General features: G+C 70.0%; 22 protein-coding genes and 4 tRNA genes. 12 read left to right on the top strand and 14 right to left on the bottom strand.

The features are described 5' to 3' along the window. Positions 1-40: 40 nt before the first annotated feature. Positions 41-961 (top strand): phosphoribosylaminoimidazolesuccinocarboxamide synthase, encoded by a 921-nt coding sequence (locus ACIBG6_RS17245; RefSeq protein WP_399223435.1) that lies wholly within the window; start codon positions 41-43, stop codon positions 959-961. 54 nt (positions 962-1,015) lie between these two features. Here the strand turns inward: ACIBG6_RS17245 and ACIBG6_RS17240 are convergent. From ACIBG6_RS17240 to ACIBG6_RS17205, 8 genes are all read right to left on the bottom strand, one after another. Then, a tRNA-Gly gene (locus ACIBG6_RS17240) sits at positions 1,016-1,091 on the bottom strand. A 22-nt stretch (positions 1,092-1,113) separates the two neighbouring features. Next, positions 1,114-1,728 carry a response regulator gene (locus ACIBG6_RS17235; RefSeq protein WP_399223434.1) on the bottom strand — a complete coding sequence of 205 codons (615 nt, stop codon included), beginning with the start codon at positions 1,726-1,728 and terminating at the stop codon, positions 1,114-1,116. After that, positions 1,725-2,981, bottom strand: a complete 1,257-nt coding sequence (locus ACIBG6_RS17230) for a sensor histidine kinase (RefSeq protein WP_399223433.1) — start codon at positions 2,979-2,981, stop codon at positions 1,725-1,727. Before ACIBG6_RS17230 ends, ACIBG6_RS17235 begins: the two co-directional genes overlap by 4 nt. 29 nt (positions 2,982-3,010) lie before the next feature. Next, positions 3,011-3,775, bottom strand: coding sequence for an ABC transporter permease (locus tag ACIBG6_RS17225; protein WP_399223432.1), 765 nt, complete (start codon positions 3,773-3,775; stop codon positions 3,011-3,013). After that, complete coding sequence (locus ACIBG6_RS17220) at positions 3,772-4,722, bottom strand: ABC transporter ATP-binding protein (RefSeq protein ID WP_399223431.1); 951 nt, start codon at positions 4,720-4,722, stop codon at positions 3,772-3,774. Before ACIBG6_RS17220 ends, ACIBG6_RS17225 begins: the two co-directional genes overlap by 4 nt. Before the next feature lie 141 nt (positions 4,723-4,863). Continuing rightward, positions 4,864-4,936: transfer RNA gene (locus ACIBG6_RS17215), tRNA-Gly, on the bottom strand. Between the two features lie 79 nt (positions 4,937-5,015). Next, positions 5,016-5,087 (bottom strand) — tRNA-Gly (locus tag ACIBG6_RS17210). A gap of 115 nt (positions 5,088-5,202) precedes the next feature. Continuing rightward, a complete protein-coding gene (locus ACIBG6_RS17205; RefSeq protein WP_399223430.1) occupies positions 5,203-5,550 on the bottom strand; it encodes an Lsr2 family protein in 348 nt (115 codons plus the stop codon). 379 nt (positions 5,551-5,929) lie between these two features. Between ACIBG6_RS17205 and purS the strand changes: the two genes are divergently transcribed. The 5 genes from purS to ACIBG6_RS17180 all read left to right on the top strand — a co-directional run bounded on the left by purS (position 5,930) and on the right by ACIBG6_RS17180 (position 10,641). Then, positions 5,930-6,175, top strand: coding sequence for a phosphoribosylformylglycinamidine synthase subunit PurS (gene purS / locus ACIBG6_RS17200; protein ID WP_015035032.1), 246 nt, complete (start codon positions 5,930-5,932; stop codon positions 6,173-6,175). After that, positions 6,172-6,852 (top strand): phosphoribosylformylglycinamidine synthase subunit PurQ, encoded by a 681-nt coding sequence (purQ, locus tag ACIBG6_RS17195; protein ID WP_399223429.1) that lies wholly within the window; start codon positions 6,172-6,174, stop codon positions 6,850-6,852. The genes purS and purQ overlap by 4 nt, the downstream gene beginning before the upstream one ends. Continuing rightward, the gene (purL, locus tag ACIBG6_RS17190; RefSeq protein WP_399223428.1) at positions 6,852-9,101 is read left to right on the top strand and encodes a phosphoribosylformylglycinamidine synthase subunit PurL; all 2,250 of its coding nucleotides are present in this window, start codon (positions 6,852-6,854) and stop codon (positions 9,099-9,101) included. Before purQ ends, purL begins: the two co-directional genes overlap by 1 nt. Positions 9,102-9,212: 111 nt before the next feature. After that, positions 9,213-9,719: an ArsR/SmtB family transcription factor gene (locus ACIBG6_RS17185; RefSeq protein ID WP_399223427.1), complete on the top strand. Its 507-nt coding sequence runs from the start codon at positions 9,213-9,215 to the stop codon at positions 9,717-9,719. 76 nt (positions 9,720-9,795) lie between these two features. Next, a complete protein-coding gene (locus tag ACIBG6_RS17180) occupies positions 9,796-10,641 on the top strand; it encodes a M23 family metallopeptidase (protein ID WP_399223426.1) in 846 nt (281 codons plus the stop codon). Here ACIBG6_RS17180 and ACIBG6_RS17175 read toward each other — a convergent pair. Next, entirely contained in the window at positions 10,626-11,033 is a 408-nt protein-coding gene (locus tag ACIBG6_RS17175; RefSeq protein ID WP_399223425.1) for a nuclear transport factor 2 family protein, read from the bottom strand. The two genes, ACIBG6_RS17180 and ACIBG6_RS17175, sit on opposite strands and share 16 nt — an antisense overlap. Before the next feature lie 82 nt (positions 11,034-11,115). Between ACIBG6_RS17175 and ACIBG6_RS17170 the strand changes: the two genes are divergently transcribed. The 4 genes from ACIBG6_RS17170 (at position 11,116) to purM (ending at position 15,714) form a co-directional block, all read left to right on the top strand. After that, positions 11,116-11,904, top strand: a complete 789-nt coding sequence (locus ACIBG6_RS17170; RefSeq protein ID WP_399223424.1) for a sterol carrier family protein — start codon at positions 11,116-11,118, stop codon at positions 11,902-11,904. A gap of 41 nt (positions 11,905-11,945) precedes the next feature. Next, a complete protein-coding gene (locus ACIBG6_RS17165) occupies positions 11,946-12,761 on the top strand; it encodes an META domain-containing protein (protein WP_399223423.1) in 816 nt (271 codons plus the stop codon). A gap of 302 nt (positions 12,762-13,063) precedes the next feature. Continuing rightward, positions 13,064-14,590 carry an amidophosphoribosyltransferase gene (purF, locus tag ACIBG6_RS17160; RefSeq protein WP_399223421.1) on the top strand — a complete coding sequence of 509 codons (1,527 nt, stop codon included), beginning with the start codon at positions 13,064-13,066 and terminating at the stop codon, positions 14,588-14,590. A 44-nt stretch (positions 14,591-14,634) separates the two neighbouring features. Beyond that, entirely contained in the window at positions 14,635-15,714 is a 1,080-nt protein-coding gene (gene purM, locus ACIBG6_RS17155; protein WP_399223420.1) for a phosphoribosylformylglycinamidine cyclo-ligase, read from the top strand. A gap of 171 nt (positions 15,715-15,885) precedes the next feature. Here the strand turns inward: purM and ACIBG6_RS17150 are convergent, their stop codons facing one another. Together ACIBG6_RS17150 and ACIBG6_RS17145 are read right to left on the bottom strand one after the other, a co-directional pair. After that, positions 15,886-16,137, bottom strand: a complete 252-nt coding sequence (locus tag ACIBG6_RS17150) for a DUF3073 domain-containing protein (protein ID WP_024756846.1) — start codon at positions 16,135-16,137, stop codon at positions 15,886-15,888. A 301-nt stretch (positions 16,138-16,438) separates the two neighbouring features. Then, positions 16,439-17,539, bottom strand: a complete 1,101-nt coding sequence (locus ACIBG6_RS17145) for a Leu/Phe/Val dehydrogenase (protein WP_399223419.1) — start codon at positions 17,537-17,539, stop codon at positions 16,439-16,441. A 175-nt stretch (positions 17,540-17,714) separates the two neighbouring features. Between ACIBG6_RS17145 and ACIBG6_RS17140 the strand changes: the two genes are divergently transcribed. Together ACIBG6_RS17140 and bldC are read left to right on the top strand one after the other, a co-directional pair. Continuing rightward, the gene (locus ACIBG6_RS17140) at positions 17,715-18,560 is read left to right on the top strand and encodes a hypothetical protein (RefSeq protein ID WP_399223418.1); all 846 of its coding nucleotides are present in this window, start codon (positions 17,715-17,717) and stop codon (positions 18,558-18,560) included. 587 nt (positions 18,561-19,147) lie between these two features. Continuing rightward, a complete protein-coding gene (gene bldC, locus ACIBG6_RS17135; RefSeq protein WP_003949541.1) occupies positions 19,148-19,354 on the top strand; it encodes a developmental transcriptional regulator BldC in 207 nt (68 codons plus the stop codon). 330 nt (positions 19,355-19,684) lie between these two features. On the opposite strand, the gene ACIBG6_RS17130 is transcribed toward bldC, so the two are convergent. The 3 genes from ACIBG6_RS17130 to hrpA all read right to left on the bottom strand — a co-directional run bounded on the left by ACIBG6_RS17130 (position 19,685) and on the right by hrpA (position 24,102). Further along, on the bottom strand, positions 19,685-19,876 hold the full coding sequence (locus ACIBG6_RS17130; RefSeq protein WP_399223417.1) for a DUF6274 family protein: 192 nt from the start codon (positions 19,874-19,876) through the stop codon (positions 19,685-19,687). Positions 19,877-20,001: 125 nt separating this feature from the next. Beyond that, a tRNA-Asp gene (locus ACIBG6_RS17125) sits at positions 20,002-20,075 on the bottom strand. Positions 20,076-20,163: 88 nt separating this feature from the next. After that, positions 20,164-24,102 (bottom strand): ATP-dependent RNA helicase HrpA, encoded by a 3,939-nt coding sequence (gene hrpA / locus ACIBG6_RS17120; RefSeq protein WP_399223416.1) that lies wholly within the window; start codon positions 24,100-24,102, stop codon positions 20,164-20,166. Between the last annotated feature and the right edge of the window lie 25 nt (positions 24,103-24,127).

Genomic DNA, 24,127 nt, shown 5'->3' with positions numbered 1-24,127 from the left:
GAATCGGACTCGCTCCTGGATCAACCTACGCGGAGGAACCGTGTCCGGATTCGTAGAAAAGCCCGAGCCTGTCCAGGTCCCGGGCCTCACCCATCTCCACACGGGCAAGGTCCGCGACCTGTACCGGAACGAGGCGGGCGACCTCGTCATGGTGGCGAGCGACCGCCTGTCCGCGTACGACTGGGTCCTGCCCAGCGAGATCCCCGACAAGGGCCGGGTCCTCACCCAGCTCTCCCTGTGGTGGTTCGACCGGCTCGCCGACCTGGTCCCGCACCACGTGATCTCCACCGAGCTCCCGGCCGGCGCCCCCGCCGACTGGGCCGGCCGCACCACGATCTGCAAGTCGCTGAACATGCTCCCGGTCGAGTGCGTCGCCCGCGGCTACCTCACGGGCTCCGGCCTCGTCGAGTACGACGCGTCCCGCACGGTCTGCGGCCTCGCGCTCCCCGAGGGCCTCAGCGACGGCTCCGAGCTGCCCGCCCCGATCTTCACCCCGGCCACCAAGGCCGCGGTCGGCGACCACGACGAGAACGTCTCGTACGAGGAGGTCGCCCGCCAGGTCGGCGCCGAGACGGCCGCGCAGCTGCGCCAGACGACGCTCGCCGTGTACTCCCGGGCCCGGGACATCGCCCGCGAGCGCGGGATCATCCTGGCCGACACCAAGTTCGAGTTCGGCTTCGAGAGCACCCCGGACGGCGACCGCCTCGTCATCGCCGACGAGGTCCTCACCCCGGACTCCTCGCGCTTCTGGCCGGCCGACCAGTGGCAGCCGGGCCGCGCCCAGCCCTCGTACGACAAGCAGTTCGTGCGGAACTGGCTGACGTCCCCCGCCTCGGGCTGGGACCGCAAGAGCGAGACGCCGCCGCCGCCGCTCCCGCAGGAGATCGTCGACGCGACGCGCGCCAAGTACCTGGAGGCATACGAGCTGCTGACCGGCAAGACCTGGTCGGACGACTTCTAGGAGCCCAGGGGCACGAGAAAGCCCCCCGGTCGGATCGACCGGGGGGCTTCTTCATGGAGCGGACGACGAGATTCGAACTCGCGACCCTCACCTTGGCAAGGTGATGCTCTACCAACTGAGCCACGTCCGCATGCGCCGTAGCGCGGGGCTAACTATACCCATCCTTTCGCCTGCGCGAGACGCACCGCCGTGTGACGGTTCTCGGCACCGAGCTTCGCGGCGGCCGAGGAGAGGTAGTTCCGGACGGTTCCGGGGGAGAGCGAGGCGCGCCGGGCGATCTCCGCGACGGGCGCTCCGTCGGCGGAGAGTTCGAGGACCTCGGCCTCCCGGGCAGTCAGCGGGGAGTCCCCGGCGGCGATCGCGTCGGACGCCAACTCCGGGTCCACGTAACGGTTTCCGGCGTGCACGGTACGGATGATCTCGGCGAGCCGCTGGGCGCTGACGGTCTTCGGGACGAAGCCCCGGACGCCGGCGGAGAGGGCCCGCTTGAGGTGCCCCGGACGGCCGTGACCGGTCACGATCATGGTGCGGCAGCCGGGCAGTTCGTCCCGCAGGACCGTGGCGACCGTCACACCGTCCGCGCCCGGCATCTGCAGATCGAGCACGGCGACGTCGGGTCGGTGGGCGCGGGCCATGGCGAGCGCCTCGGGCCCGGTCGCGGCCTCGGCGACGACGACGAGGTCGTCCTCCAGGCCGAGCAGCGCGGCGAGCGCGCCGCGGATCAGATGCTCGTCGTCGGCGAGCAGGAGCCGTACGGGCGGGGTCACCCGGTCACCTCCGTACGGGGCACGGGCACCCGGGCCGTCACCCGGAACGTACCGCCGTCGCCGGGCCCGGCCTCCAGCGTCCCGCCGACGGCCGCGAGCCGCTCCCGCAGCCCGGCGAGCCCCGAACCGGGCGGTCCGCCGGGTCCGGAAGGCTTCCCCGCCCCGTCGTTCTCCACCATCAACAGCACCGCACCCTCCTCCTCGCGGACGGCGATCGCGCAGCGCCGCGCGTCCCCGTGCCTCAGTACGTTCGTCGTGGACTCCCGGACCACCCACCCGAGCGCCGACTGCACCTCACCGGGCAGCACGAGCCCGGGGGAGCCGGCGGCGGAGCCGAAGGGCGACCGGACGTCGCAGTCGATCCCGGCCGCGTCGAGGACACCGCGCGCGCCCTCCAGCTCCACCCGCAGGTCCGCCTCGCGGTAGCCGCGTACGACGTCCCGCACTTCCCGCTGGGACTCCCGGGCGATGCGCTGCACCTCGATCATCTGGTCGACGGCCTCGGGCCGTTCCCGCCGCGCGAGCTGCACGGCGAGCTCGCTCTTGAGGGCGATCACGGACAGGTTCCGGCCGAGGATGTCGTGCAGGTCCCGCCCGAACCGCAGCCGCTCCTCGGCGACGGCGAGCCGGGCCTGCACGTCCCGGGAGCGCTCCAGCTCCCAGACGATCTTCATCAGCCAGGCGGAGAAGCCGCAGGCGGCGGCGAGGCCGCCACCGCTCAGGGTGATCCCGATCGCGTAGCCGAGACCTTCGCCCGGGTGGATGCCCATCGCCACGACCGCGGTGCCGGTCGCGAGCCCGGCGGCCGGGACGACGTACAGCATGCGCCGGGGCCGGCGCGCGCAGAGCACGAGGCCGCCCATGGTGAAGGTGACCAGGCCGGTGACGACGGCGGCGACGATCGAGGGGTCGTCCACCACGCCCGTGGCCCGCAGGGCGAGCACCGCCAGCGAACCGCTCGCGGTCAGGAGGATCATCGCGGTCGCGAGCCTGACCGGCCGGTCACGCCGGTCCAGGGCCCAGTCCAGGGCGCGTGAGGAGAGCACGGCGTTCAGCACGGCGTGCGCGCAGACCAGCAGCGTCAGCGCGAGCCCGAGCGGGGTGACGAGCGGGTTGTACCGGGAGTCCGCGACCGGTACGAGGCCGATGGCGGCGATCTCGATCACCAGGAAGAAGTGGAAGCTCCACCGGGTGTACAGCTCGACCTTGGCCGCACTGCCGCGCCCGCTCCACCACCCCGTCAGCCTGGACACGCGCCCGGCCCCCCCCTTTTGTCCCTGATTCACCTGCGGGGTTCCCAGCGGAACCACCTGCGGACAGCAAACACGGTGAGGACGCCCCAGGCCAGCGTGGTGAGCGCGGCGGTCATGAGGTCCTTGGTGTCGCCGGCGCCGAGCCACCCGGCCCGCACGAACTCCATGACTCCGCTGAACGGCAGCAGCCGGGCGATGTTCGCGGCCGGGTCCGGAAGGACGTCGAGCGGGACCATCAGCCCCGAGCCCATGGCCGAGATCAGGAAGAACGGCAGCGTGGTGAGGCCCGCGCTCTCGACGTTCCGCGTGATGGCGGTGGTCGCGGCCGCCAGTCCGGCGAGCAGCAGGATCGCGGCGAGCAGACCGAGGACGAGCAGGTCCGGCCGCCGGGGCGCGGGGACGTCGAGGACGAGGACGCCGCCGACGGCGAGGACGGCGCACTGGACGAGCGCGATGGCGGCGGACGGGAGCGCGGCGCCGCCGAGGATCTCCAGGTCGGTCGCCTCGCCCGTGCGCAGCCGCTTGAGGACGAGCTCCTCGCGCCGGGCCACGAGGGCGGAGACGAGGCCCATGTAGACGACGAGGACGAGGACCAGCCCCGTCCCGCCGATGACGGTGGTCCCCGCCATGCCGCCGGGCAGCTCTCCCGCACTCATCTGCCCGAGCGAGGACCGCAGCACGAAGATCATCATCAGCGGCATCAGGAGGGCGATGAAGAGATTGTTCTTGTTCCGCCCGAGGAGGGTGAGCTCGGCCCGTCCGAGCGAGGTCATCCGGCGTGCGGTCGCGTTCATCGGGCGGTCTCCAGGTCCACGTTCCGGTCCATGTCCAGGTCCGGGGCGTCGTCGATGCGGGAGGCGATCTCCAGGAACGCCTCTTCGAGGGAGGCGGACCGCGCGTCGAGCCCGTCGAGCCGTACGCCGTTCTCCCGGGCCCAGCCGAGGAGCGTGGTGAGGTCGTCTTGCAGCGCGTGCGTACGGATCTCCACGCGCGGACCCTCGGCCGCGGCCTTCAGCGCGAGCGGCAGCCGGGCGGCCTCGACTCCCTCGGGGAGGGTGAAGCGGATGCGGGCGGGCCGGGCGGCGGTGACCTCGGCCGGGGTGCCGGAGAGCACGATCCGCCCCCGGTGCATGATCGCGAGCCGGTCGGCCAGGGACTCGGCCTCCTCCAGGTAGTGCGTGGTGAGGAGCACGGTCGTCCCCTCGTCGCGCAGCGCCCGCACCAGTTCCCAGGTGTCGTGCCGCCCTTCCGCGTCGAGTCCGGTGGTCGGCTCGTCGAGGAAGAGGACCTCGGGGCGGCCGAGGAGCGCGAGCGCGAGGTCGAGGCGCCGCCGCTCGCCGCCGGAGAGCTGCTTGATCCGGACGCGGTCACGGGAGCCGAGTCCGACGGCCTCCAGTGCCTCGCCGGCGGGCCGGGCACCGGTGGTGCAGCCCGCCCACATCCGTACGGTTTCGGCCACGGTCAGATCGCTGGGGAAGCCGCCCTCCTGGAGCATCACCCCGATGCGCGGCCGGACGGCGGCCCGTTCGCGGTACGGGTCGTGGCCGAGGACGCGGGCGGTTCCGGCGCTGGGGGCGGCGAGGCCCTCCAGGAGTTCGACGGTGGAGGTCTTGCCGGCGCCGTTGGTGCCGAGCAGGGCGAAGATCTCGCCGTGGGGGACGGTGAAGGAGATGCCGCGCACGGCCTCGAAGCCGCCGGAGTAGCCGCGGCGCAGGCCTTCCGCTTCGATCGCGTTGGTCATGTGACCAGCCTCGCGGCGGCCGGGGCCGTCCGGCAGTGCGCGCTGTCATCGCGGCTTCTGACAAATGTCATGGGGCCGGCGCGAGGGACGGGGGCACGACGAAGGCCCCGGTTCCTGAGAACCGGGGCCTTCGACTTCCTGAGCGGACGACGAGATTCGAACTCGCGACCCTCACCTTGGCAAGGTGATGCTCTACCAACTGAGCCACGTCCGCATGCCTCCGACCAGCTTTCACTGGGCGGCGCGAGCACCACTCTACCTGATGCACCGGAGTGCTTGGTAATGCGATGCAGAGCGGGTGACAGGAATTGCACACTGCGCCTTCCCCCTGGAAGGGGGATGTTCTACTACTGAACTACACCCGCACGCTGCGTGAGGTTCGGCCCTGCGGCCTCGCCCCTCGGCGTGTTCCAGACTCTAGCGGATCATGGGGGGTGGAATGCAAATCCGCTCCCGGCGCGTGTCAGCTCCCGGCGCGCGTCAGCTCGCGGCGTGGAACGCCTCGTAGACCTTCTTCGGGATGCGGCCCCTGGCGGGCACGTCCATCTTGTTGGACTGCGCCCAGGCGCGGACCGCCGCCGGGTCGGGCGCGAGCGCGGTCCGGGTGTAGGTCTCGACGCCCGCTCGCTCCTTCGTCCCGGCCTTCGCTCCGGCCGCCTGCTTGCGGCCGGCGGCGAGGTAGGGGGCGAGGGTCTTGCGGAGTTTCTTTGCATTGGCAGCATTCAGGTCGATCTCGTACGTCTTCCCGTCGAGGCCGAACGCGACCGTCTCAGCAGCTTCTCCGCCGTCGATGTCATCGGAGAGAGTGACCACCACACGCTGAGCCACGGATATCGGTCCTTTCCTGCGGCCGCCGGGGTCGGAACGACGCTTGTGACGTCTCTGACGTGCGACGATGCCGACCGTTCGGCTGTGCCGGGACAATGCTGCTTTCCTCTGTATTCCTTTGTACAGCGGTGGACGTCGCATTGTGAAGCCCTGGCAATTGTTTCAGCGTGTCCCGGCAGATTGAGGGACGCAATATTTCACTGGAAATTTGCGCGTGAGTGTGCGTGTGGGTGGTAGGTGGTGTTCGCGGTCCGTTCGTGGTCCGTTCACGGGTCTTTGGCGGATCTCTTTGGAGGATCCTTCAGATCTCTACCCGCGTAGAATTTGGAGGCAGGTACGCTGAGGGAACCGCCCACGCAACACACCACCGGGAGTGCCAGTGGCACGCGTCGTAGTCGACGTCATGCTCAAGCCGGAGATTCTGGACCCTCAGGGGCAGGCGGTGCAGCGTGCACTGCCTCGCCTGGGATTCGCCGGAATCGCCGACGTCCGTCAGGGGAAGCGCTTCGAGCTGGAGGTGGAGGGGCCGGTCGACGACGCCGCCCTCGCCCGCATCCATGAGATGGCCGAAACCTTCCTTGCAAACACCGTGATCGAAGACTTCGTCGTGAAGGTCGAGTCGTGACCGCACGCATCGGCGTCGTCACGTTCCCCGGAACGCTCGACGACCAGGACGCGCTGCGCGCGGCCCGCCTCGCGGGCGCCGAGCCCGTCTCGCTCTGGCACCGCGACAAGGACCTCAAGCAGGTCGACGCCGTGGTCCTGGCCGGCGGTTTCTCCTACGGCGACTACCTGCGGGCCGGAGCCATCTCCCGCTTCTCGCCGGTGATGGAGAGCATCATCGAGCAGGCCAAGGCGGGCATGCCCGTCCTCGGCATCTGCAACGGCTTCCAGATCCTCACCGAGGCCCATCTGCTGCCGGGCGCGATGCTGCGCAACAACCACCTCCACTTCATCTGCCGCGACCAGAAGCTGCGGGTGGAGAACGCGGAGACCGCCTGGACGTCCGACTACGAGCGGGACCAGGAGATCGAGGTCCCGCTCAAGAACATGGACGGCCGGTACGTCGCCGACGAGCGCGTGCTCGACGAGCTCGAGGCCGAGGGGCGGGTGGCCTTCCGCTACCTGGACGTGAACCCCAACGGCTCGCTGCGCGACATCGCGGGCATCACCAACGCCGCGGGCAACGTGGTCGGCCTCATGCCGCACCCGGAGCACGCCGTCGAGCCGCTGATCGGTACCGGCAAGACGGACGGCCTCGGTTTCTTCACCTCGATCCTCAAGAAGCTGGTCAACGCCTGATGAGCCTCGACACCGTCAAGCACGCGAGCGAGACGCCGGACAGCGAGCAGCCCTGGAAGGAGCTCGGCCTCAAGGAGGACGAGTACGCGCGCATCCGCGAGATCCTGGGCCGCCGTCCCACCGGCGCCGAGCTCGCCATGTACTCCGTCATGTGGTCCGAGCACTGCTCCTACAAGAGCAGCAAGGTCCACCTGAAGCAGTTCGGCGAGAAGGTCCCCGAGAACGACGCCATGCTCGTCGGCATCGGCGAGAACGCCGGCGTCGTCGACGTGGGCCAGGGGTACGCGGTCACCTTCAAGGTCGAGTCGCACAACCACCCCTCGTACATCGAGCCCTACCAGGGCGCGGCCACCGGCGTGGGCGGCATCGTCCGCGACATCCTCGCCATGGGCGCCCGCCCGGTCGCGGTCGTCGACCCGCTGCGCTTCGGCGCGGCCGACCACCCCGACACCAAGCGCGTGCTGCCCGGTGTCGTCGCGGGCATCGGCGGCTACGGCAACTGCCTGGGCCTGCCGAACATCGGCGGCGAGGTCGTCTTCGACTCCTGCTACCAGGGCAACCCGCTGGTCAACGCCGGCTGCATCGGCGTCATGAAGCACGAGGACATCCACCTCGCCCAGGCCTCCGGCCCGGGCAACAAGGTCATCCTCTACGGCGCCCGCACGGGCGGCGACGGCATCGGCGGCGTCTCGGTCCTCGCGTCCGAGACCTTCGACGACACCAAGCCCACCAAGCGCCCCGCCGTGCAGGTCGGCGACCCGTTCCAGGAGAAGCTCCTCATCGAGTGCACCCTGGAGATCTTCAAGGAGAAGCTGGTCGCGGGCATCCAGGACCTCGGCGGCGCCGGGCTCTCCTGCGCCACGTCCGAGCTGGCCTCCGCCGGTTCCGGCGGCATGCACGTCGACCTCGAGAAGGTCCACCTGCGCGACGCGACGCTCTCGCCCGAGGAAATCCTCATGAGCGAGTCGCAGGAGCGCATGTGCGCGATCGTCGAGCCGCAGCACGTCGACCGCTTCCTGGAGATCTGCGAGAAGTGGGACGTCATCGCCACCGTCATCGGTGAGGTGACCGAGGGCGAGCGCCTGGAGATCTTCTGGCACGGCGAGCAGATCGTCGACGTGCCGCCGCGCTCCGTCGCCCACGAGGGTCCGACCTACCACCGGCCGTACGCCCGCCCGGAGTGGCAGGACGCGCTCCAGGCCGACGACGCCGGCAAGCTGCCCCGGCCGCAGGACGGCGCCGCGCTGAAGGACCAGGTCCTGAAGCTCGTCTCCTCCCCGAACCAGGCCTCGAAGTCCTGGATCACGGACCAGTACGACCGGTTCGTGCAGGGCAACACGGTCCTGGCGCAGCCCGAGGACGCGGGCATGGTCCGCATCGACGAGGAGACCAACCTCGGCGTGGCCATGGCGACCGACGGCAACGGCCGGTACGCGAAGCTCGACCCCTACACGGGTGCGCAGCTCGCGCTGGCGGAGGCGTACCGCAACGTCGCCGCGTCCGGTGCCAAGCCGCTCGCCATCTCGGACTGCCTGAACTTCGGTTCGCCCGAGGACCCGGCTGTCATGTGGCAGTTCGCCGAGGCCACCCGTGGTCTCGCGGACGGCTGCCTCCAGCTCGGCACCCCGGTCACCGGTGGCAACGTCTCGCTCTACAACCAGACGGGCGAGACCGCGATCCACCCGACGCCGGTCGTGGCCGTGCTCGGTGTGATCGACGACGTCAACCGCCGTACGCCGATCGCCTTCGCGGAAGAGGGCCAGCTCCTCTACCTGCTCGGCGACACGCGTGAGGAGTTCGGCGGCTCGGCCTGGTCCGAGGTCATCCACCAGCACCTCGGCGGCATGCCGCCGGCCGTGGACCTCGACCGGGAGAAGCTGCTCGGCGAGATCCTGATCTCGGCCTCCCGCGACGGCATGATCGACGCGGCGCACGACCTGTCCGACGGCGGTCTCGTGCAGGCGGTCGTCGAGTCCTGCCTGCGCGGCGGGAACGGCGCGCGCCTGGTCGTCCCGGAGGGCCTGGACGCCTTCACCTTCCTCTTCAGCGAGTCGGCGGGCCGTGCGGTCGTCGCCGTCCCGCGCAGCGAGGAGCTCCGCTTCACCGACATGTGCGGTGCGCGGGGTCTGCCGGCGGCCCGGATCGGTGTCGTCGACGGTGACGTCGTGGACGTCCAGGGCGAGTTCGCGCTCTCCCTTGAGGAGCTGCGTACGGCCCACGAGGCGACGATCCCGGCCCTCCTGGCCTGATCCGACGCTCTGAGCGAGCCCCCGCCGGGACCTTCGGGTCCGGGCGGGGGCTTTCTCGTTTCCGGCGGTTCCTACTTGCACGAGATTACGTAATTACGTAATCTCCGAGTCATGGAGCTGGAAGAGCGGGTCGCCGCACTCGAACGGCGCATGGCCGCCCTGGAAGGCGCCGAGCGCCCCGCACCCGAGGTCACCGACGCCACCTTCTGGGCCTTGGAAGGGCTCAAGGCGGACCTCGCGGAGGCGGGGGCGAAGGGCGCCGACGGCGGTGTGCTGTTCACGGGTTCGGTCCGGCTGCCGACCGAGGAGCGGTACGAGTGGCAGTTCGGCGCGTTCACCGAGCGGCTGCTCGACGAGGAGTGGGCCGAGACCGCCGACTCCTTCGCCGCGCTCGGCCATCCCGTACGGCTCCGGCTGCTGCGGGAGATCCTCGGTGGCCGCCGCACCGCCGCCGAGCTGGCGGAGTTGGCGGAGATCGGCACGACCGGCCAGATCTACCACCACCTGAAGCAGCTCACCGGCGCGGGCTGGCTCCACACGACGGGCCGGGGCCGCTACGAGGTGCCCGCAGCGCGGGTCGTCCCGCTCATGGTGATGCTCACCGCAGCCCGCCCGTAGAGACCGCGGGCCCGTAGAGACCGCCGGCCCGTGGAGACCGACACAGGGGAACTCAGGGACCTCAGGGGGAACATCCATGCTTTCGCACAAGTCCATGACCGTGCTGCACCGCGCGCTCTGGCTGCTGTTCATCGTGCAGGCGCTCGCCTCGGTGGCCGTCGAGCCGCCCTATCCGTACTGGGCGGGGTGGCTGCCGGCGATCGCCGCCGTCGGACTCGGTCTCGCGATCTCCGCGACGGCCCGCCGCCGGGTCGCGACGGAGCACCGGGCGGCGGTCGAGGTGGGCCCGCCGGTCACCGGCCACTGGTCGGCCCTCAACAGCCCGGCCGACCGGACGCCCAGCCACGGCACGCACCGCTTCGGTCAGACGTACGCCATCGACATCGTGGAGGAGGACGAGAAGCGTCCGCGCCCCTCCTTCGCCTGGCTCTGGCCCCTGGTCCGCGACAACCGGGACTTCCCCGCCTTCGACGCGCCCCTTCTCGCCGTCGCCGACGCGACCGTCGTCCACGCGGAGGACGGCCAGCGCGACCACCTCAGCCGCAACTCGCTGCCCGCGCTGCTCTACCTGATCCTGATCGAGTCCTCCGTCCGCGCGCTCGCCGGCGCCCGCCGCGTGACCGGCAACCACCTCGTCCTCGACCTCGGCGACGGTACGTACGCGATGTACGCGCACCTGCGGCGCGGCTCACTGGCCGTGCGGGCGGGCGACCGGGTCGTCGCCGGCCAGGAACTCGCCCGGTGCGGCAACTCGGGCAACTCCACCGAGCCCCACGTGCACTTCCAGCTGATGGACGGCCCGGACCTGGACACGGCTCTGGGCGTCCCGTTCACCTGGACCGGGATCGGCGTACCGGCGAACGGCGCGACCTTCGCGGCGGCGGCGGCAGCGCCAGCGGCGGACTCTCAGCCCTCGGCCTGACCCCAGAAGGCGTCGGACTGCTCGATGTCCTCGACGCACTCGTCGATGTCGGTGATCTTGCCGCCCATGATCGTGAAGATCAGCGCGCCCTTCATCTCGATGCCGCGGTCACCGCGCTCGGCGAAGAACTTGTTCGACGCCACCACGTGCCCGCGGCCGTCCATGCTGATGCTGTCCATCTCCACCTGCATCTTGCCGCCGGTGAGCTCGAACATCTTTCCGTACATGGCGAGGATGTTGTCGCGGCCCTTGAAGTGCCCGGATATCTGGCTGTTGCCGGGGGAGTGGTGCGTACAGTCCGCCGTCATCAGGGTGCCGACGGTCTCCATGTCCCCTCGTGTCCAGGCCTCGAAGCCCCGGCGGACCAGAGCGATGTCAGGGTGCTCAGCCATGGCTGCTCGACCCCTCTCGTGCGCGTTGAGGTGTGTGCGGGAAGCCCTCCCTCCCTCTCAGTCTCCGGCTACCCTCGCCCCCATGCCACCGGCCAAGAAGCGCACCCGCAGCTACGACTCCGCCAAGATCCGGGCCGCCGTGCTCGCCCAGTTCGGGAACGTACGGGACGGGGTGGCGGCGCTCACGCCCGAGCAGCTCGCCGGGCCGACCCGGCTGGGGGAGTGGACCGTACGGGAGCTGGCGGCGCACGTGACGATGGCCCTGGGAGCGGTCGCGCGGAACCTCGACGAGCCCGAGCCGACGAAGCGGGAGCTCACCCTCCTCGACTGGCCCCTGGCCACGGCGACGGAGGCGGCGAGCATCGACGAGGACACCCGGGCGATCGACGCGGCCGACCTGCCGGCGCTGTACGCGGGGACGGCCGCGCGGTACGAGGAGGCGCTCGCGGCCGCCGCCGAGGAGCGGCTCGTCCCGACCCGCTTCGGCGTCATGACCCTCGCCGACTTCCTCGTGACCCGGACCGTCGAACTCGTCGTCCACACCGACGACCTGAACGCGGCGACCGGCGCCGGCATCCCGTACGACCGGCAGGCCCTCGCCGCCTGCGTCCGGCTGCTCGCCGACGCCCTCGCGGCGAAGGCCCCCGGCGGCGCCGTCGAGGTGCGGATCCCGCCGTACGCGGTCGTGCAGTGTGTGGAGGGCCCCCGGCACACCCGGGGCACCCCGCCCAACGTCGTCGAGACGGACCCGCTGACCTGGATCAGGCTCGCGACCGGGCGCGCGGAGTGGGCGACGGAGAAGGAGGCCGCCCGGGTGAGCGCGAGCGGCGAGCGCGCGGACCTGAGCGACGTCCTGCCGGTGCTCGGCTGAGCCTCGCGGAACCGGACGGCGCGTCGGCCCGTCCCATTTCCATGTCGAAGCCACGCGCCCTCGCCGCCCTGGTCCCCCTCCTGCTCCTCACCGCCACCGCCACCGCCTGCGGCACCGAGCAGGGCCCCGGTGCCGCGCCGGCCGGGACCGTCGGCGTCGGCCTGCCCGTCGAAGGGACGCACTGGTCGATCAAGGCCGTGACGGTCGACGGGCGCAGGTCCACCGCCCCCGCCGACGCACGCATCGAGTTCACGGAGGACGGCCGCGCCCAGGGCAACACCGGCTGTAACCACTTCGGCGCCACCGCCGAGGTGAACGGCGACATCGTCACCGTCACCCCGCAGGAGATCACCGAGATCGGCTGTCCCGGCGACCGCGAGCGCTTCGAGAAGGAGCTGCTCAAGGCCTTCTCGGACCCGCTCACGGGCACGATCAAGGGGGGCCGGTTCACCCTCGTGTCGGCCGACGGCCGGAACGACCTCGAACTGGCCTCGGAACCGGGCGCCCCGCTGCGCGGCACCACCTGGAAGATCGACTCGCTCGTCTCCGGCGGGACGGCCGCCTCGCTGCCCGCCGGCAGCGGGAGCAAGGCCCGCTTCGTCCTCGGCGAGGACGGCCGGGTCACCGGCAACCTGGGCTGCAACAACTTCGCCGCCACCGCTCGCGTCGACGGCACCACCCTCACCGTCGAGGGCCCGGCGGCGACCACCCGCATGATGTGCGCGAGCGCGGAGATGGAGCTGGAGACGAAGCTGTACGAGCTCCTCGACGGCCCGCTCACCTACCGCCTCGACCACCGCACCCTGACCCTCACCGACCCCTCGGGCGAGGGCCTCACGGCCACGGCCACCCCGTAGAGGAGCCCGTCACCCACGGGACCGGCGAGTGAGCCGAAGGGGCGCGGCCCTGTGAGCCCGGCTGTAGCGCCCCGGAGGTGAACCGAGCCCCAAAAAGAGGTGCACTCCGTCACATCGCGGAGGCCCTCGCGGGCTGGTACGAGCGTCTGCTCATGAGGGTCCCGGGGGCGGAATCCCTTCCCGCGTCTGCCTCGTAGGCCTCTCCAAGTCGGAGATGATCATTTCGTGCGATCGCACGAGTGGCACAGAGCCCGCTTTTCTTCCATTCGGACCAGTGGTCGAGCCCGTCTACACTCGGAAACGTGCCACGTGGTGACGGTCGACTCAATCACGACTTGCTCCCTGGAGAGAAAGGCCCCCAGGACGCTTGCGGCGTCTTCGGTGTCTGGGCTCCGGGTGAAGAGGTCGCAAAGCTCACGTACTTCGGGCTCTACGCCCTCCAGCATCGGGGCCAGGAATCCGCGGGAATCGCGGTCAGCAACGGCTCCCAGATCCTCGTCTTCAAGGACATGGGCCTCGTGTCCCAGGTCTTCGACGAGACCTCTCTCGGTTCCCTCCAAGGTCATATCGCGGTCGGTCACGCCCGCTACTCGACCACCGGGGCGTCCGTGTGGGAGAACGCGCAGCCGACGTTCAGGGCAACCGCCCACGGCTCGATCGCGCTCGGCCACAACGGCAACCTGGTGAACACGGCGCAGCTCGCCGAGATGGTCGCGGACCTGCCCAAGAAGGAAGGCCGCTCGACCCGAGTGGCGGCCACCAACGACACCGACCTGCTCACGGCGCTCCTCGCCGCGCAGGTCGACGACGAGGGCACGCCGCTCACCATCGAGGAGGGCGCCGCCAAGGTCCTTCCCGATGTCCGGGGCGCCTTCTCCCTCGTCTTCATGGACGAGCACACGCTCTACGCCGCCCGTGACCCGCAGGGCATCCGCCCGCTGGTCCTCGGCCGCCTGGAGCGCGGCTGGGTGGTCGCCTCCGAGTCCGCCGCCCTCGACATCTGCGGCGCCAGCTACGTCCGCGAGGTCGAGCCGGGCGAGATGATCGCGATCGACGAGAACGGCATCCGTACCTCGCGATTCGCGGAAGCGAAGCCCAAGGGCTGTGTCTTCGAGTACGTGTACCTGGCTCGCCCCGACACCGACATCGCCGGGCGGAACGTCTACCTCTCCCGTGTGGAGATGGGTCGCCGCCTCGCGAAGGAGGCGCCGGTCGACGCCGACCTGGTGATAGCGACTCCGGAGTCCGGTACCCCGGCCGCCATCGGCTACGCCGAGGCCTCGGGCATCCCCTTCGGCGCGGGCCTGGTGAAGAACGCCTACGTCGGGCGCACCTTCATCCAGCCCTCGCAGACCATCCGCCAGCTCGGCATCCGGCTGAAGCTGAACCCGCTCAAGGAAGTCATCAAGGGCAAGCGCCTGGTGGTCGTCGACGACTCGATCGTCCGCGGCAACACCCAGCGCGCTCTCGTCCGGATGCTCCGCGAGGCCGGCGCGGCCGAGATCCACATCCGGATCTCCTCGCCGCCGGTGAAGTGGCCCTGCTTCTTCGGCATCGACTTCGCCACCCGCGCGGAGCTGATCGCCAACGGCATGTCGATCGACGAGATCGGCAAGTCGCTCGGTGCGGACTCGCTCTCGTACATCTCCCTGGAGGGGATGATCGAGGCGACCACGATCCAGAAGCCGAACCTCTGCCGTGCCTGCTTCGACGGCGAGTACCCGATGGAGCTCCCGGACCCCGAGCTCCTCGGCAAGCAGCTCCTGGAGACCGAGCTGGCCGCGGGACCGGCCGCCACCGCGGCATCCGACGCCCTGCGCCGCCCGTAAGACCCCGCTGCACACCCCGCAGTACGACACGAAAGTTCTTCAGCATGTCTGAGTCCACCAGTGCCGGAAGCGGCGCCAGCTACGCGAGCGCGGGCGTCGACATCGAGGCGGGCGACCGCGCCGTCGAGCTCATGAAGGAGTGGGTGAAGAAGACGCAGCGCCCCGAGGTCCTCGGTGGCCTCGGCGGTTTCGCCGGCCTCTTCGACGCCTCCGCCCTCAAGCGCTACGAGCGTCCGCTGCTCGCCTCGGCGACCGACGGCGTCGGCACGAAGGTCGACATCGCCCGCCAGATGGGCGTGTACGACACGATCGGCCACGACCTGGTCGCGATGGTCATGGACGACATCGTCGTCTGCGGTGCCGAGCCGCTCTTCATGACCGACTACATCTGCGTCGGCAAGGTCCACCCCGAGCGTGTCGCCGCCATCGTCAAGGGCATCGCCGAGGGCTGCGTCCTCGCCGGCTGCGCCCTCGTCGGCGGCGAGACCGCGGAGCACCCGGGCCTCCTCGGCCCGGACGACTTCGACGTCGCCGGCGCCGGCACGGGTGTCGTGGAGTACGACCGCCTCCTCGGCGCCGATCGCATCCGTACGGGGGACGCGGTCATCGCCATGGCCTCCTCGGGTCTTCACTCCAACGGGTACTCGCTCGTCCGCCACGTGGTCTTCGACCGCGCCGGCATGACCCTGGACCAGCGGGTCGAGGAGCTCGGCCGGACCCTCGGCGAGGAGCTCCTGGAGCCCACCAAGATCTACTCGCTGGACTGCCTGGCCCTCACCCGGACCACGGACGTCCACGCGTACAGCCACATCACGGGCGGCGGTCTCGCCGCCAACCTGGCCCGGGTGATCCCGGACGGCCTGCACGCCACGGTCGACCGTTCCACCTGGACCCCCGGCGCGATCTTCGACCTGGTCGGCAAGGCCGGTCAGGTGGAGCGCCTGGAGCTGGAGAAGACCCTGAACATGGGCGTCGGCATGATGGCCGTCGTGCCGGCCGACTCCGTGGACGTGGCCCTGACGACCCTCGCGGACCGCGGGGTCGAGGCCTGGGTCGCGGGCGAGCTCACCGAGCGCGGCGCGCACACGACCGGCGCGGAGCTGGTCGGGACGTACGCGAATTAGAAGCGCCGCCAAGTAAGGACGCATACGGGAGCGGCCCGGCAGCACCCCTGAGGGGTTGCTGCCGGGCCGCTCCCGTATGTCCGTACATCCACTGCCCGCACATCCGCACGGAGCAGGACAGCACGGAAACCCGGCCGGGTGTACCGGACCGGGTTTCGGTGATTCAGAAGGTCAAGCGCGACGTGGAGACGACGGACCGGACTCGTCGTCCTCGTCCTCGTCCTCGTCGTCGTAAAGAGACGCGTACTGCGCGTACGGGTCGTCTTCCTCGTCGTCGTCCTCGAACGGCTCGCCATTCGGCGGCTGGTTCGAAGTCGAAGCGCCCAGCTCATTGGCCAGACGCGACAGGTCAGTCCCGCCGCTGCTGTACTTCAGCTGGCGGGCGACCTTGGTCTGCTTGGCCTTTGCCCGGCCGCGCCCCATGGCTCGACCCCCTCGGTGACGGGGCTCGATGACCCCAGAGTCTTGACACGCGTTCATGATTCGGAACGGGCTCTCGACAGAGAGACCGGCCCGTAGGGCTTCAACGGTACCTGTTTCCTCGGCTCTACGGTACGCCGTGCGCATCACATACCTCGGTACAGAACCCGCGAGGCGCCCTTTCCTCGCTGGTCAATCGCGATTTTAACCTCTTCTTGAGGGTCGACCCGCCGAGGAGCGTGAGCGAAGTCTCGTCGACCTCACCCCATCGGCGGGGCGACCCTCCGTGCAAACGAGCGGGGGCTCAGCCCCGTCGGGCCTCCGCCATCCGCTGCTCGGCGATCCGGTCGGCCGCCGCGGCCGGCGGAATTCCGTCCGCATTCGCACGTGCGAATATGGCCAGCGTGGTGTCGAAGATCTTCGTGGCCTTCGCCTTGCAGCGGTCGAAGTCGAAGCCGTGCAGCTCGTCGGCGACCTGGATCACGCCACCGGCGTTGACCACGTAGTCGGGCGCGTAGAGGATCCCGCGGTCCGACAGGTCCTTCTCGACACCGGGGTGCGCGAGCTGGTTGTTGGCCGCGCCGCAGACGATCTTCGCGGTGAGCACGGGCACGGTCTCGTCGTTCAGGGCGCCGCCGAGCGCGCAGGGCGCGTAGACGTCCAGGCCCTCGACACGGATCAGCGCGTCGGTGTCGGCGACGACGGTGACCCGCGGGTGCTTGTCGGTGATCCGGCGGACGGACTCCTCGCGCACGTCGGTGATGACGACCTCGGCGCCGTCCTCCAGGAGGTGCTCGACGAGGTAGTGGCCGACCTTGCCGACGCCCGCGACGCCGACCTTGCGGCCGCGCAGCGTCGGGTCGCCCCACAGGGTCTGCGCGGAGGCGCGCATGCCCTGGAAGACGCCGAAGGCGGTGAGGACCGAGGAGTCGCCGGCGCCGCCGTTCTCGGGGGACCGGCCGGTGGTCCACCGGTTCTCGCGGGCGACGACGTCCATGTCGGCGACGTAGGTGCCGACGTCGCAGGCCGTCACGTAGCGGCCGTTGAGCGAGGCCACCATGCGCCCGTAGGCGAGCAGCAGCTCCTCGGTCTTGATCTTCTCCGGGTCCCCGATGATGACGGCCTTGCCGCCGCCGTGGTCGAGGCCGGCCATGGCGTTCTTGTACGACATGCCGCGCGAGAGGTTGAGCGCGTCGGCGATCGCCTCGGCCTCGGTGGCGTACGGGTAGAAGCGGGTCCCGCCGAGGGCCGGGCCCAGGGCGGTGGAGTGGATGGCGATGACGGCCTTGAGGCCGGTGGCGCGGTCCTGGCAGAGCACGACTTGCTCGTGGCCACCCTGCTCCGAGTGGAACAGGGTGTGCAGCACGTCTGCGGGAACGACAGGAACGCCGGTCACATCGGTCACGGTGGTGACTCCCAAGTACGAGGCGGCGGTTGCGGCCCTCCCTGCGGGTGGGGGAGGACCAGTTCGGCAAGAGAGTAAGTCCTACCTGTGCGTAGATCGGCCGCAGTGCTCAGGATCACCCCCTGTCCTTCGGGATCACCCCCTCCCGGAGTACCTCCGTGGAAGGATTCGCGGCATGACGGTCGCCTCCTCGGTCCTCGTCCCCTACGCGTCCTACCTGCGGGTGTACGAGCCGCTGGCCGCTTTCCCCGAGCCGGAGCGGAGCCACTGGGCCCGGTACGCCCGCCGGCCGCGCACCCCCGGCGCGCAGGAGGAGTTGCGGCGCTCGCTCGCCGACCTCCTGCCGACGCCTCCGGTGCCGGTGCCGGTCCAGGAGAGCGCGGAGGCGTTCGTCGCACATCTGGACGGGGTGGTGGTGATCTGTCCGTGGCGGACCCGGCTGCGGAGCTGGCTGGCCGTCGAGGAGCTGATGGCCGACGGGTACCCGGGGCCGGTGCTCGACGCGATGCTGCCGCCGGTGGTGCGGTCCCAGATCGCCGGCGACTACGAGCGGTGGCTGGAGCGGAACCCCGACGCGCGGCCGTGGATCCGTACGGCGGTCTGGCAGGTCCCGCTGCGCTGGTTCGCGCTCTTCGGGGACGAGGACCGGCGGTACGAGCCCGGCGGCCCCGAGACCGCGCCGGTGCTGCGCTACCGGACGACGATGGCGCAGGCGCGGCGGCGGCTCGCGCGGGCGCTGCGGGCCCTGCGGGAGTCGATCGAGGAGGGCCCGATGACGGAGGGTCTGGTCGACGTGGGCCGCTGGCTGGAGGAGTTCCATCCGCGGGCGCTCGTGGAGCTGGACTTCGGGGGCCTGGTGCACGCGGTCGCGGAGGAGTGGCTGGCGGCGGAGCGGTCGGCGGCGGAGATGGCGGAGGGGATCGCGGCGCTGCGGGCGGGGGACGGCGAGCGGGCCAGTGAGGTGTACGGGCGGCTCGCGGAGCGCTGGCGGGTCGTCAGGGACCTGCGGGGTGCGAATTGACATCAGTCGGGCATCTTCGTCAGGTCGCCATCGACAAGACATGTCCGGCTGGGGTAAATGATCTTCAGGCATCCGGACCCGACGGCTCCGGGGGCTTCTCGGTGCGCTCGGCGCTCCGAGGTCTTTCGGCACGTCGAGGGTGAGGACGTTGGTCCTGATCCGGGCCTTTGGCTCAAGCGTGACGGACAGCACTTAACGCACCCTTGCGCCCATCACCCACCCTCGTGCCAAAATAGGACAAGGAGTCCGGGGAGGGTTCCTTCCGTCCAAGTATGGGCGGAACGCTCAGCATTGCACTCTATGGGGGGTCTGAGGACTCCTGATCGCTCTGTGACTGATCGTCACAGCCGCGTGACTGTCCGTTATGGCATGGTCCATCGACTTCCGCCGCTGATGAACACCTGCGAGGGCAATTCCATCGGTTTGGCCGACGTGGCTGGACGGATGGTGTAGTTGTAGTGCCGAGGACAAGCCGTTCGTCCTATAACCGACTCGGCCCGCTTCTGCCATTTCGGGCAAGGCGGGTCAAGGTGCAGAATTTAGAGGAAAGAACCGAGATTGGTTCGGTTCTCCCGAGGAGGCCGCTCATGACCGCTCGCACCCCTGATGCCGAGCCGCTGCTGACCCCTGCCGAGGTTGCCACGATGTTCCGTGTGGACCCGAAGACGGTCACCCGTTGGGCGAAGGCGGGCAAGCTCACGTCCATCCGCACGCTGGGTGGGCACCGCCGTTACCGCGAGGCTGAAGTTCGCGCACTGCTCGCGGGTATTCCGCAGCAGCGCAGCGAGGCCTGAGGCTCGCTCAACACCCCGCAGCACCCTGTAACACCGGGCCTGTCCGGATCCCCCAATCCGGTCGCCCACCCCTAGTACTGCCGACGGAATCCTGCCCCAACAGGCCTTCGTCAACGATCGCGCTGGACTCCGCCGGGTCTGGCGCGATCTTTTTTGTGCCCGGCGCCACTCCGCGAGAGGTGGTGCAATTGCACATATTAAATCGGGCTGGTGTAGGAGGGGTGTAAGTGAAGGGGTTCTTGAAACTCACTCCGTGACACCCGTCACACTCGCGAAACCTTGCCAATCACCAGCCTGCCACTCCGGGGATCCCTTCCAACCCGCCGTTGGTCACGGGTCGGTGGGACTTTCGTCCTCCGTCGCCGGCTCCGGCCCCTCGGGGTCCGGGAACTCCATGACGAGCCGCTGGAGGCGATGGCAGACCACGCAGTGGCGGGTGAGGTGTCCGTACCGGGAAGCGGCCGCCAGATGGGCGCGCAGCAGCGCTCTCGTGTCGTGTCGTGCCGCCGATGCCGCGGCCATGCGCGACCACCTCCGCTGCGGTCCCCCGATGCCCTGTCTCCGGGGTACCGGCGGGCGCACCGCGCCGTCAATACACGGGAACACAACGAAGGCCCGCATCTCGCGATGCGGGCCTTCGTGAAAAGCGAACCTGACGGGACTTGAACCCGCGACCTCCACCTTGACAGGGTGGCGAGCTAACCAACTGCTCCACAGGTCCTTGCTCGCAGCCCCTCGTAAGTGGCTGCGAGGAAGACTGTACAGCAGGTCAGCGGTCTGGTCGAACTCACCGCCGGACCCGCCGCCGGTCAGGGTGCCGCGGCGTCGATCGCCTTCACGATCCGCTTGTCCGAGACCGGGTACGCCGTGCCCAGCGCGTGCGCGAAGTAGCTCACCCGCAGCTCCTCGATCATCCAGCGGATGTCGGTGACCTCCGTCGGCACCGGGCGGCCCTTCGGGAGCTGTTCGAGCAGCCACGCGTACTCGTCGAGCATCTCGTGGACCTTCTCCATGCGGGTGGTGTCCCGCTGGACGCCGGTCGCCATCTGCTGGAGCCGCCGGTCCACCGCCACCAGATAGCGCATCAGGTCCGGGAGCCGCTTGAGCCCCGTACGGGTGACGAAGCCCGCCGGCACCAGCCACGCCAGCTGCTCGCGCACGTCCGTGAGGTTGTTGATCAGGGCCAGGCTGTTCGTGGACTTCAGCCGCCGCTGGCAGGCCTGCCAGGCCGCCAGGATCTGCTGGACCTGCCCCACCGTCCGTACCGTCGTGTCCACGAGGTCCGCGCGGACCTTGTCGAACAGCTTCCGGAACGACTCCTCGTCCCAGGCCGGGCCGCCGTGGTCGGCGATCAGCTTGTCGGCCGCGGCGGTGGCGCAGTCGTCGAAGAGGGCCTGGATCGAGCCGTGCGGGTTCGAGGACAGGGCCAGCTTCTGCTGGTTGGTCAGCTTGTCCGAGGCGAACTTCGCCGGGTTCACCGGGATGTTCAGCATGATCAGCTTCCGGGTGCCCCGCCACATCGCCTGCGCCTGCTCGGCCTCCGAGTCGAAGAGCCGCACGGCGACGGTCGCGCCCTCGTCCACGAGCGCCGGGTACGCCTTGACCGGCTGGCCGCCCCTCTTGGTCTCGAAGACCTTCGTGAGGGTGCCGATCGTCCACTCCGTGAGCCCTGTGCGCTCCAGGGAGGGACCGGAGCCGTCCGGGCCGGCCGTCGCCGCCGCGGCGGCCTGGGAGAGCGCCTTACGGGCCTTGGGGCGCAGCTGGAGGCGGAGCGTCTCCAGGTCCTTGTCCTCGGCGAGCTTGCGGCGCCGCTCGTCGACGATCCGGAACGTGACCTTGAGGTGCTCGGGCACCTTCGCCCAGTCGAAGTCCTCGGCGGTGACCGGGACGCCGACCATCCGCTGGAGCTCGCGGGCGAGCGCGCCCGCCAGCGGCTCCTGCACCGGGACGACCGCGTCCAGGAAGCGGGTCGCGAAGTTCGGCGCGGGCACGTAGTGGCGGCGGATCGGCTTGGGCAGGGAGCGGATGAGCTCGGTGACGACCTCGCCGCGCAGACCCGGGATCTGCCACTCGAAGCCCTCGTCCGTCACCTGGTTGAGCACCTGGAGCGGGATGTGGACGGTCACGCCGTCCGCGTCCGCGCCCGGCTCGAACTGGTACGTCACCCGGAACTTCAGCGGCCCCTGCCGCCAGGAGTCCGGATAGTCGTCCTTGGTGACCCCGGCGGCCTTCTCGTTGATGAGCATCTCGCGCTCGAAGTCGAGGAACTCCGGTTCCTCGTGGCGCTTGTGCTTCCACCAGGAGTCGAAGTGGGCGCCGGACACGACGTGCTCGGGGACGCGCTTGTCGTAGAAGTCGAAGAGCGTCTCGTCGTCGACGAGGATGTCCCGGCGCCGGGCGCGGTGCTCCAGCTCCTCGACCTCGGTCAGGAGCTTGCGGTTGTCGGCGAAGAACTTGTGGTGGGTGCGCCAGTCGCCTTCCACCAGCGCGTTCCGGATGAACAGGTCGCGGGAGACCTCCGGGTCGATCCGGCCGTAGTTCACCTTGCGGTCGGCGACGATCGGCACGCCGTACAGCGTCACCTTCTCGAAGGCCATCACGGCCGCCTGGTCCTTCTCCCAGTGCGGCTCGCTGTACGTCTTCTTCGTCAGGTGCTCGGCGAGCGGCTCGATCCACTCGGGCTCGATCCGGGCGTTCACCCGGGCCCAGAGGCGCGAGGTCTCCACGAGCTCGGCCGACATGACGAAGCGCGGGGGTTTCTTGAAGAGCGCGGAACCGGGGAAGATCGCGAACTTGGCGCTGCGGGCACCCAGGTAGTCGTTCTTCGCCCCGTCCTTGACGTCCTTCAGACCGATGTGGCTCAGGAGACCGGCCAGGAGCGAGACGTGGACGGACTGCTCCGGAGCGTCGTCCTCGTTCAGATGGATGCCCATCTGCTTGGCGACGGTCCGCAGCTGCGTGTAGATGTCCTGCCACTCGCGGATGCGCAGGAAGTTCAGGTACTCCTGCTTGCACATCCGGCGGAAGGAGCTGGATCCGCGCTCCTTCTGCTGCTCGCGGACGTACCGCCAGAGGTTCAGGTAGGCGAGGAAGTCGCTGGTCTCGTCCTTGAAGCGGGCGTGCTGCTGATCGGCCTGCGTCTGCTTCTCGGACGGCCGCTCGCGCGGGTCCTGGATGGAGAGCGCCGCCGCGATCACCATGACCTCGCGGACACAGCCGTTCTTGTCCGCCTCCAGGACCATGCGGGCGAGCCGCGGGTCCACGGGCAGCTGGGAGAGCTTCCGGCCCTGCGGGGTGAGCCGCTTCTTCGGATCCTTCTCGGCCGGATCGATCGCGCCGAGCTCCTGGAGGAGCTGCACGCCGTCCCGGATGTTGCGGTGGTCCGGCGGGTCGATGAAGGGGAACTTCTCGATCTCGCCGAGGCCCGCCGCGGTCATCTGGAGGATGACGGAGGCGAGGTTCGTACGGAGGATCTCGGCGTCCGTGAACTCCGGACGCGACAGGAAGTCGTCCTCCGAGTAGAGCCGGATGCAGATGCCGTCCGACGTACGGCCGCAGCGGCCCTTGCGCTGGTTGGCGCTGGCCTGGCTGACCGCCTCGATCGGCAGGCGCTGGACCTTGGTGCGGTGCGAGTAGCGCGAGATGCGGGCGGTGCCCGGATCGATCACGTACTTGATGCCGGGGACGGTCAGGGACGTCTCGGCGACGTTCGTGGCGAGGACGATCCGGCGGCCGGAGTGGGCCTGGAACACGCGGTGCTGCTCGGCGTGGCTCAGGCGGGCGTAGAGGGGGAGGACCTCGGTGTTCCGCAGGTTCCGCTTCAGGAGCGCGTCCGCGGTGTCCCGGATCTCGCGCTCGCCGGAGAGGAAGACCAGGACGTCGCCGGGACCCTCGGCCTGGAGCTCGTCCACGGCCTCGCAGATCGCGGTGATCTGGTCCCGGTCCGACTCCTCGCCGTCCTCTTCGAGGAGCGGGCGGTAGCGGACCTCGACCGGATACGTACGGCCGGAGACCTCGACGATCGGGGCCTCGCCGAAGTGGCGGGAGAAGCGCTCCGGGTCGATCGTCGCGGAGGTGATGACGACCTTGAGGTCGGGGCGCTTCGGCAGCAGCTGGGCCAGATAGCCGAGCAGGAAGTCGATGTTGAGCGATCGCTCGTGGGCCTCGTCGATGATGATCGTGTCGTAGGCGCGCAGCTCGCGGTCCGTCTGGATCTCGGCGAGCAGGATGCCGTCCGTCATCAGCTTCACGAAGGTCGCGTCCGGGCTGACCTGGTCGGTGAAGCGGACCTTCCAGCCGACGGCCTCGCCGAGCGGGGTCCGCAGCTCCTCGGCGACCCGCTCGGCGACCGTGCGGGCGGCGATCCGGCGGGGCTGCGTGTGCCCGATCATGCCCCGGACGCCCCGGCCGAGCTCCAGGAGGATCTTCGGGATCTGGGTGGTCTTACCGGAACCCGTCTCACCGGCGACGATCACGACCTGGTGGTCGCGTATCGCCTCCAGGATCTCGTCCTTCTTCTGCGAGACGGGCAGCTGCTCGGGGTACGTGATCGCGGGCACACGAGAGGCGCGCCCGTCGACGCGCTCCTTGGCCTTGGCCGCCTCGGCGGCGATCTCGTCCAGGACGGCCTCACGGGCCTCGGGCTTACGGATGCGGCGGGCGCCTTCGAGACGGCGGCCGAGCCGGTGGGAGTCCCGCAGCGAGACCTCGGCCAGGACGGACTGGAGGGCGGCGAAGGAAGTAGACATACGGATCCCAGGATCGCACCTGCGG

It is taken from the genome of Streptomyces sp. NPDC050842 (assembly GCF_044456565.1).
GTDB lineage: Bacteria > Actinomycetota > Actinomycetes > Streptomycetales > Streptomycetaceae > Streptomyces.
Note: the sequence above shows the minus strand (reverse complement) of the source record. Positions and strands in the feature narration are given on the sequence as shown.

Coding starts and splice junctions, on each gene's coding strand:
- purM (WP_399223420.1), top strand. CDS start 14,635: ATGTCTGAGTCCACCAGTGCCGGAAGCGGCGCCAGCTACGCGAGCGCG.
- ACIBG6_RS17180 (WP_399223426.1), top strand. CDS start 9,796: ATGCTTTCGCACAAGTCCATGACCGTGCTGCACCGCGCGCTCTGGCTG.
- ACIBG6_RS17165 (WP_399223423.1), top strand. CDS start 11,946: ATGTCGAAGCCACGCGCCCTCGCCGCCCTGGTCCCCCTCCTGCTCCTC.
- ACIBG6_RS17185 (WP_399223427.1), top strand. CDS start 9,213: ATGGAGCTGGAAGAGCGGGTCGCCGCACTCGAACGGCGCATGGCCGCC.
- ACIBG6_RS17170 (WP_399223424.1), top strand. CDS start 11,116: ATGCCACCGGCCAAGAAGCGCACCCGCAGCTACGACTCCGCCAAGATC.
- purL (WP_399223428.1), top strand. CDS start 6,852: ATGAGCCTCGACACCGTCAAGCACGCGAGCGAGACGCCGGACAGCGAG.
- ACIBG6_RS17225 (WP_399223432.1), bottom strand. CDS start 3,775: ATGAACGCGACCGCACGCCGGATGACCTCGCTCGGACGGGCCGAGCTC.
- ACIBG6_RS17220 (WP_399223431.1), bottom strand. CDS start 4,722: ATGACCAACGCGATCGAAGCGGAAGGCCTGCGCCGCGGCTACTCCGGC.
- ACIBG6_RS17140 (WP_399223418.1), top strand. CDS start 17,715: ATGACGGTCGCCTCCTCGGTCCTCGTCCCCTACGCGTCCTACCTGCGG.
- ACIBG6_RS17175 (WP_399223425.1), bottom strand. CDS start 11,033: ATGGCTGAGCACCCTGACATCGCTCTGGTCCGCCGGGGCTTCGAGGCC.
- bldC (WP_003949541.1), top strand. CDS start 19,148: ATGACCGCTCGCACCCCTGATGCCGAGCCGCTGCTGACCCCTGCCGAG.
- hrpA (WP_399223416.1), bottom strand. CDS start 24,102: ATGTCTACTTCCTTCGCCGCCCTCCAGTCCGTCCTGGCCGAGGTCTCG.
- ACIBG6_RS17150 (WP_024756846.1), bottom strand. CDS start 16,137: ATGGGGCGCGGCCGGGCAAAGGCCAAGCAGACCAAGGTCGCCCGCCAG.
- ACIBG6_RS17130 (WP_399223417.1), bottom strand. CDS start 19,876: ATGGCCGCGGCATCGGCGGCACGACACGACACGAGAGCGCTGCTGCGC.